General features: G+C 73.1%; 8 protein-coding genes. 1 reads left to right on the forward strand and 7 read right to left on the reverse strand.

Annotation, left to right across the window (positions count from 1 at the left end; translation table 11 throughout):
* Positions 1-32: 32 nt before the first annotated feature.
* The 5 genes from recN to Vse01_RS27190 form a co-directional block, all read right to left on the reverse strand.
* The gene (gene recN / locus Vse01_RS27170; RefSeq protein ID WP_093409754.1) at positions 33-1,790 is read right to left on the reverse strand and encodes a DNA repair protein RecN; all 1,758 of its coding nucleotides are present in this window, start codon (positions 1,788-1,790) and stop codon (positions 33-35) included.
* A gap of 57 nt (positions 1,791-1,847) precedes the next feature.
* Positions 1,848-2,732 (reverse strand): NAD kinase, encoded by an 885-nt coding sequence (locus Vse01_RS27175; RefSeq protein WP_093409756.1) that lies wholly within the window; start codon positions 2,730-2,732, stop codon positions 1,848-1,850.
* A 159-nt stretch (positions 2,733-2,891) separates the two neighbouring features.
* Positions 2,892-3,752, reverse strand: coding sequence for a TlyA family RNA methyltransferase (locus Vse01_RS27180; RefSeq protein WP_093409759.1), 861 nt, complete (start codon positions 3,750-3,752; stop codon positions 2,892-2,894).
* Between the two features lie 16 nt (positions 3,753-3,768).
* On the reverse strand, positions 3,769-3,990 hold the full coding sequence (locus Vse01_RS27185; protein ID WP_093409761.1) for a hypothetical protein: 222 nt from the start codon (positions 3,988-3,990) through the stop codon (positions 3,769-3,771).
* Entirely contained in the window at positions 3,987-4,574 is a 588-nt protein-coding gene (locus tag Vse01_RS27190; RefSeq protein ID WP_093409764.1) for a phasin family protein, read from the reverse strand. Before Vse01_RS27190 ends, Vse01_RS27185 begins: the two co-directional genes overlap by 4 nt.
* 111 nt (positions 4,575-4,685) lie before the next feature.
* On the opposite strand from Vse01_RS27190, the gene Vse01_RS27195 reads away from it, so the two are divergent.
* Entirely contained in the window at positions 4,686-5,024 is a 339-nt protein-coding gene (locus tag Vse01_RS27195) for an SCP2 sterol-binding domain-containing protein (protein WP_093409767.1), read from the forward strand.
* A gap of 5 nt (positions 5,025-5,029) precedes the next feature.
* Here the strand turns inward: Vse01_RS27195 and Vse01_RS27200 are convergent, their stop codons facing one another.
* The gene (locus tag Vse01_RS27200) at positions 5,030-6,046 is read right to left on the reverse strand and encodes an HAD-IIA family hydrolase (protein WP_093409769.1); all 1,017 of its coding nucleotides are present in this window, start codon (positions 6,044-6,046) and stop codon (positions 5,030-5,032) included.
* Entirely contained in the window at positions 6,043-6,909 is an 867-nt protein-coding gene (locus tag Vse01_RS27205) for a tetratricopeptide repeat protein (RefSeq protein WP_232511427.1), read from the reverse strand. The genes Vse01_RS27200 and Vse01_RS27205 overlap by 4 nt, the downstream gene beginning before the upstream one ends.
* Positions 6,910-7,315 lie beyond the last annotated feature (406 nt).

Here is a 7,315-nt window from a genome sequence, read left to right on the forward strand (position 1 = left end):
AGGCCGGTGTGCCTCCGCTCACAATCGCGGTCTCAGGACCGCCGTTCCCTGGCCGCCACGGCCAGGAGTTCCTCGGCGTGAGCGATACCCAGATCCGAGTCCGGCAAACCCGCAAGCATCCGGGCGAGTTCCCGGGCCCGCTCGGTGTCCTCCACCACCCGCACCCCGCTGGTGGTGACCGCGCCGCCGGTGTCCTTGGCCACCACCAGGTGCCGGTCGGCGAAGGCGGCGACCTGAGGCAGGTGGGTCACCACCAGGACCTGGTGGCTGCGGGCCAGTCGGGCCAGCCGCCTGCCGATCTCCACCGCCGCCTGACCGCCGACCCCGGCGTCGACCTCGTCGAAGACCAGCGTCGGCGGGCCGCCGGAGCCGGCGAAGACCACCTCGATGGCGAGCATCACCCGGGACAGCTCACCGCCGGAGGCACCCCGTTGCAGAGGCAGCGACGGCGCACCGGGGTGCGCCAGCAGCCGCAACTCGACCTCGTCACCGCCGTCGGGCCCGACACCTACGTCGACCCCGTTGACCGGCAACGTCGGCTCGGCCCGCCCAGCGGGTCGGGGCAGCACCGCCACCTCGATCCGGGCGTGTGGCATCGCCAGCCCGGCCAGCTCGACGGTGACCTGATCGGCGAACCGCGCCGCCGCCTCCTGCCGGGACAGCGACAGCCGGCCGGCAAGCTCGGCCACCTCGCCGGCCAGCCGGGACGCCTCCCGGTCCAGCTCGTCGAGCAGCTCGTCGGAGTTGTCCAACTCGGACAGTCTGGTCCGGGCCCGCTCCGCCCAGGCGATCACGCCGTCGACATCGTCGGCGTACTTACGGGTCAACGCGCGCAACGCGGCCCGTCGCTCGTAGAGCGCCTGCAACCGAGCCGGGTCGGCGTCCAGGCCGGCGAGGTATGTGGACAGCTCCACCGAGACGTCAGCGACCAACGTGGCCGCCTCCTCCAGGCGGACGGCCAGTTCACCGAGCGCCGGATCGGTGCCGGCCTGCGCCTCAAGCGTGCGCCGGGCGGTGCCCAGCAGCGTCGAGGCGTCCGGGGTGTCGTCGGTGGCCTCCAAGCCGCCGGCCACGCACTGATGGGCCAACTGGGCCGCGGTACGCAGACCCTCCGCGTGCTCCAGTCGCTGCGCCTCCGCCTTCAGCTCGTCGTCCTCGCCCGGCTGCGGATCCACCCGGGTGATCTCGTCGAGCCCCAACCGCAGCAGGTCGGTCTCCTGATGGCGTTCCCGCGCATTGCGCCGCCGGTCGGCCAGGTCGTCGACCACCCGACGCCACCGGGTGAACGCGTCCCGCGTCGCGTCGAGCAGCTTCTCGTGCTCGGGACCGGCGAACCGGTCCAGCGCGGCCCGCTGTTCGGCCGGGCGCAGCAGCCGCAGTTGGTCGGACTGACCGTGTACGGCGACCACCTGCTCACCGACCTCGCCGAGCATCGACACGGGCATGCCGCGGCCACCCAGATGGGCCCGGGACCGGCCCTCCACCGTGACCGTGCGGCTCAGCAGCACGCAGCCGTCCTCGTCGGGCTCACCTCCGGCGTCGGTGATCCGGGCGTGCACCGTCTCCGCCACCCGGCCACCGAGGCGCAGCCGGCCCTCGACCACGGCACGGCCGGGTTCGGCGCGTACCCGGCCGGCGTCGGCCCGGCCACCGAAGAGCAGGCCGAGCCCGGTCACCACCATGGTCTTGCCAGCACCGGTCTCGCCGGTGATGACGTTCATGCCGCCGGCCAGCGGCAGCGTCGTGTCCTCGATGACGCCCAGTCCGGTGATGCGTAGCTCCTCCAGCACAGCAACCGACAGTAGACGCGTGGCCCGACACTTGACCAGCCGGCGCGGCCGGCAGCCTCAGCGGCGGTTGCCCCGCCAGCCGTGCACCGGGAGGTCGAACTTTGCCACCAGGCGCGCGGTGAACGACCGGTCCCGCAGCCGCACGATCCGCACCGGCAGGGTGCCCCGCCGCACGGTGACCCGGGCGCCCGGCGGCAGGTCGTAGACCCGCCGCCCGTCGCAGCAGAGCACGGCCAAAGTGGTGAACGGGTCGACGGTGATCGTCATGGTGGAGGTGGGTGCCGTCACCAGCGGTCGGCTGAACAGCGCGTGCGCGCTGATCGGCACCAGCAGTAACGCCTCCACCTCCGGCCAGACCACCGGCCCGCCGCCCGAGAAGGCGTACGCCGTGGAACCGGTGGGCGTGGCACACACCACGCCGTCACAGCCGTAGCGGGACAGCGGCCGCCCGTCGACGTCGACGAGCAGTTCCAGCATCTGGGCCCGCTCGCCCTTCTCGACGCTGATCTCGTTGAGGGCCCACGACTCGATGGTCGGCCCACCGTCGAACTCCGCCGTCACGTCGAGGGTGAGCCGCTCATCGACGCTGTAGTTGCGGCTGACCACGTCACGGACCGCTTCGTCGAGATCGTCGATCTCCGCCTCGGCGAGGAAACCGACCTTACCGAGGTTGATGCCGAGCAGCGGCACCTTCGCTGGCCGGGCGAGCTCCGCGGCGCGCAGGAACGTCCCGTCCCCACCGAGCGCGAAGACGATCTCGGCGCCTTCGGCCGCCTCCGGCCCGGTCACCGGCACCACGCCCGGCAGGTCGAGATCCTCGGCCTCCTCGGCCACCACCCGCACCTCGAACCCGGCGGCGATCAGGTCCGCAGCGACCGCACGGGCATGCTCGGTGCTGCGCCGCCGGCCGGTGTGCGTCACCAACAGGGCCGTGCGGGTCACCGCGCCGCCGCCCCGCTCCGCTCACCGGCAGCCTGAGCCGCCACGCTGCTGTGCCAGACGGTTCGCTCGCTCCGCTCGCTCACGCCACCGCCTCGCTCCGCTCACCGGCGGCGCGAGCCGCCACGCTGCTGTGCCAAACGGTTCGCTCGCTCCGCTCGCTCACGTGGCCACCTCCTCCGTCACCTCGTCCGGTCCGTCGCCGGACGTCACCGGGCCACCTGGCCCGGCCGCCACCACGGCCCGCACCCGCTCCGGGTCGGCCGGTGGCGCGTCCCGGCGTAACCATACGAAGAACTCGACGTTGCCGCTCGGCCCCGGCAGGGGGCTGGCCGCGAGATCCGCCAGCCCCAGCCGCAGCGTCGCGGCTGCCGTGGCGACCTCAAGCACCGCCTGCGCCCGAAGCTCCGGATCGCGCACCACCCCACCGGCGCCGACCCGCTCCCGGCCCACCTCGAACTGCGGTTTGACCATCAGTGCCAGGTCACCGTCGGCCCGGGTGCAGGCCGCCAGGGCCGGCAGCACCAGCCGCAACGAAATGAACGACAGGTCGGCGACGGTCAGGTCGACCGGGCCGCCGATCGTCTCCGGGACCAGCGTCCTGACGTTCGTGCGTTCGAAGACCCGTACCCGGGGATCGTTGCGCAGCGACCAGGCCAGCTGGCCGTAGCCGACGTCCACCGCGACCACCTCGGCGGCCTCGGCGCGCAGCAGCACGTCGGTGAAGCCACCGGTGGACGCGCCGGCGTCCAGACAGCGTCGACCATGCACCGTCAGCCCGGCAGGGGCGAAGGCGGCGAGCGCACCGGCCAGCTTGTGCCCGCCCCGGGAAACGTACTCGGAGATCGGGTCGGCACCGCTGACCAGCAACGGATCGGCGGGATCAACCATCGCGGCGGCCTTGCGGGCGGGCACCCCACGCAGCTGCACGCGGCCAGCCTCCACCAACGCGACAGCCTGCTCGCGGGAGCGGGCCAGACCGCGACGGACGAGTTCGGCGTCCAACCGGTTACGCCGTGCCATGGATGGACGCGCCTCCTCAGGCCTGGTCGATGGTGGCCAGCGTCTCCCGCAGCGTCTGGTACGCGGCCTCGTACTGGGCGATCTGGTCAGCGGGTCCGAGCGTCGCGGCGTTCACGATTGCCTGCATCGCGGCCTCCACCGCCGGGTGACCGTCGTCCTGCCCGCCCTCGCCGGTCCAGCGCTGCGGCGGCGGACCCGGGCGCGGACCCGGCGGCGGGCCGGGCCGCGGCGCGGTCATGCGGCGCCGTCCGGACGCGGCGGTGCGGCCTTGGCCGGTCGCGACGTCGGTTCATTGTCAGCGGTACGCACGACCGTTCCGGATGCCTTCTTGGCCACGGTCTTCTTCGCGACCGCCTTCTTGGCCACCGCTTTCTTAGCGACCGCCTTCTTGGCCACCGCCTTCTTCGCCACCGCCTTCGTCGGCGGGGCGGCGGCGGCGGTCGATGGCGTGCCGACGGAGGGGGTCTCGACGGACTCGGGGGCCGCCACCGGGCCCGGCGCGACGCCGCTGGTGGGCGTACCGGAAGCGGCCCGGAGCTGGCGTTCCAACTCGCGCACCCGACGGTCCAGTTCGGCGACCTCCTCGGCGGTGGCCAGGCCCACCACGCCGAGCGCCCGCTCGACCTCAAACCGCACCAATTTGGTCAGGGCCTCACGGTTGGCCGCGCCGGTCGACCGCAACTCCTCGGCGAGGGTCTGCAGCTGGGCCGCCGTCGCACCGGTCGATCCCATCGCCCGGCGCACCGCGTCCTGTGCTTTCTTCCGGGGCGCCTCCGTCAGGCCCATGGCCAGTTCGAGGTAGGTACGCCACGCGTCCTGCATGCCTGAGTCCTTTCGCCCGACGGCTGTGCAGGTGTCACGCTACCGGGCCGTCGGAACCGTCCTGTGCGGTACGGTGCCGGGAGACGACGTGGTGTGGCGAGGAGGCGATTGGTGGCCACGGTGGACGAGTGTCGGCAGGCGTTGCAGGATCTGGCCGCCCGGCTCGAGCGCAACGCGGAGACCGTACGCGATCGCGTGGACCTGGATCGCACCCTGGCCTGCCGGATCACCGATCTGGAGACCGCCTTCCACGGCCGGCTCACCGGCGGGAGGCTGGTGGAACTCGCCGACGGTGACGACCCGAAAGCGAAGATCGCCATGAGCACCACAAGTGACGACCTGCTGGCCCTGGTTCGCGGCGATCTCGACGTCACCCGCGCCGTCGCCAACCGCCGCGTGTCGATCAAGGCGAACCCGTTCGACCTGATGAAGCTGCGCAAACTGCTCTGACCCGGTCAGGGTGCCAGGGCGAGTTGCTCCAGCACCTTCGCCGCCTCTGGGGAGGCCGGCCGGATCGGGCCGGTGGGATGACTGCGCCAGGCCACCGCGCAGAGCGCGGCAAGCGCGTCAAGCGCACGCCCCGAGCCGGACAGCTGCCAGTCGTCGGCCCCGGTGATGGTCACCTGCCAACCACCGTGGTCGGCGTCCGACGCCGGCACCCGTACCACACCGTCGGGGTCGAAGAGGCCGGTCAGGTCCCATGAGACGTACGTCGGCCGCCGCTCTGCGGGCGCACCGAGCAGCTCGGCGGCGTCGCTGACCCCGGTGAGGACCAGCAGGCTGTCCAGACCGGCCCGGTTGGCGCCCTCGATGTCGGTGTCCAGCCGATCGCCGACGACCACCGTACGACCGTTGTCCGCCCGCCGGGCGGCGGTGGCGAACAGCTCCGGTGCCGGCTTACCGACGATCTCGTCCGGGTTCCGGCCGAGCGCGGTGGCCAGCGCGGCCACCAACGCGCCGTTGCCCGGCAACGGCCCACGCCCGCTGGGCAGGGTACGGTCGGTGTTCGTGGCCACCCAGGTCGCGCCGGCCCGTACCGCAACCGCGGCCTCGGCCAGATCGGCCCAGCCCACCTGCGGGCCGTACCCCTGGATGACCGCGACCGGGGCCTCGTCGGCCGTGGAGACCGGCTTGAGCCCGACCTCGCCGATCTCGGCCCGGAGCGCCTCGGCGCCCACCACGAGCACCGGCGCTCCGGCCGGCAGCCGCTCACCCAGCAGCTGGGCGGCTGCGGCGGCGCTGGTGAGCACCTCATCCGGTCGCGCCGGCACACCCATCCCGGTGAGCAGGTCGGCCACGTCGGCGGCACGGCGCGAGGCGTTGTTCGTCGCGTACGCGACGGCTCGGCCCTCACCGTGCAGCCGGGCGACCGTCTCGACCGCGCCGGGGATCGGCTGGTCGATCAGGTAGATCACTCCGTCCAGGTCGAAGACGACCAGGGCGTAACCGTCAACCAGCCGGTCCCCGCTCATCGCTGCCGTGCCTCCGGCTCCGCGGTCCCGTCCGCCTCGCGGCGGTCCGCACCGGATCCGGCGACCTCCGGTGCGGCCTCGATGTCGGCTGCCACGTCCTCGGCGGGCTCCGCGCCGGTGGTCGCATCGTGCTCGGGTCCGTCGGACGCCAGGTCACTGCCGACCGGGTCATCCTGGTCGGACACCTCGGCGGTGGTCGACGGGCCGGCGTCCGGGCTGGTCGGTACGGCACCGGGGGCACCGGGACCAGCTACCAGTTCCTCGGTCACCTCGTCCTCGTCGTCGCCCTCGATGACCACACCGTCGAGTTCGAGCAGCCGCTCGGCCGCGTCGGTCTCCGCCTCGGTGTCCACCTCCGCCGCGCGGGAGAACCACTCCCGTGCCTCGGCTCGCCGCCCGACGGCCAGCAGCGCGTCGGCGTACGCGTACCGCAGCCGTGCCGTCCACGGCTGGACGGTGTCGCTGGTCAGGTCGGGGACCTGAAGCATCGCCACGGCCGCGTCCCGCTGGCCGAGGTCGCCGCGCGCACCAGCGGCCACGATCAGCAGTTCGGTCGCCACCGCCGGGTCCAGCTTCTCCTGGTCGGCACCCCGGAACAGGTCGATGGCCCGCTCGGGACGGCCCAGTGCCCGCTCGCTGTCCGCGATCACCGCAAGGTGGCTCTGCGCACCGCTCATCCGGTGGTACGTCCGCAGCTCCGCGATGGCCGACTGCCACTCCCCGGCGTGGTAGGCGGCCAGGCCGACTGCCTCCCGGACTGCGGAGATCCGCGATGCGAGCCGGCGAGCGGCCAGTGCGTGTGCGAGTGCCTCGGCCGGGTCGTCGTCGATCAGTTGGCCGGTCGCCACGAGGTGCCGGGCCACGGTGTCCGCGACCGGCTTCGCCAGCGACAGCAGTTCGGCGCGGACGTCCTTGTCCAGGTCGGTCGCGACGATCTCGTCGGAAAGCGCCGGCGCCTCCGTACGACCGTCCTCGGCCGTACCAGGTCCGTCCCGGTCCTCACGCTGCCCGAAGCGACGCTCGCCGTCCCGGAATCCACCGCTGCGGCGCTCGCCGCCACGATTATCCGCCCCTCGACGGAATCCGCTCTCCCGGCGCTCACCGAAGCCACCCGCTCCACGAGCGCGCTCACCACCACGGAACCCGCCCTCACGACGCTCACCGTCGCGGAAGCCACCTTCACGACGGTCACCGCCACGGAAACCACCCTCGCGACGCTCCCGGGAATCGCCGTCCCGGCGCTCGCCGCCACGGAACCCGCCCTCACGA

Source organism: Micromonospora sediminimaris (assembly GCF_016863575.1).
Classification (GTDB): Bacteria; Actinomycetota; Actinomycetes; order Mycobacteriales; family Micromonosporaceae; genus Micromonospora; species Micromonospora sediminimaris.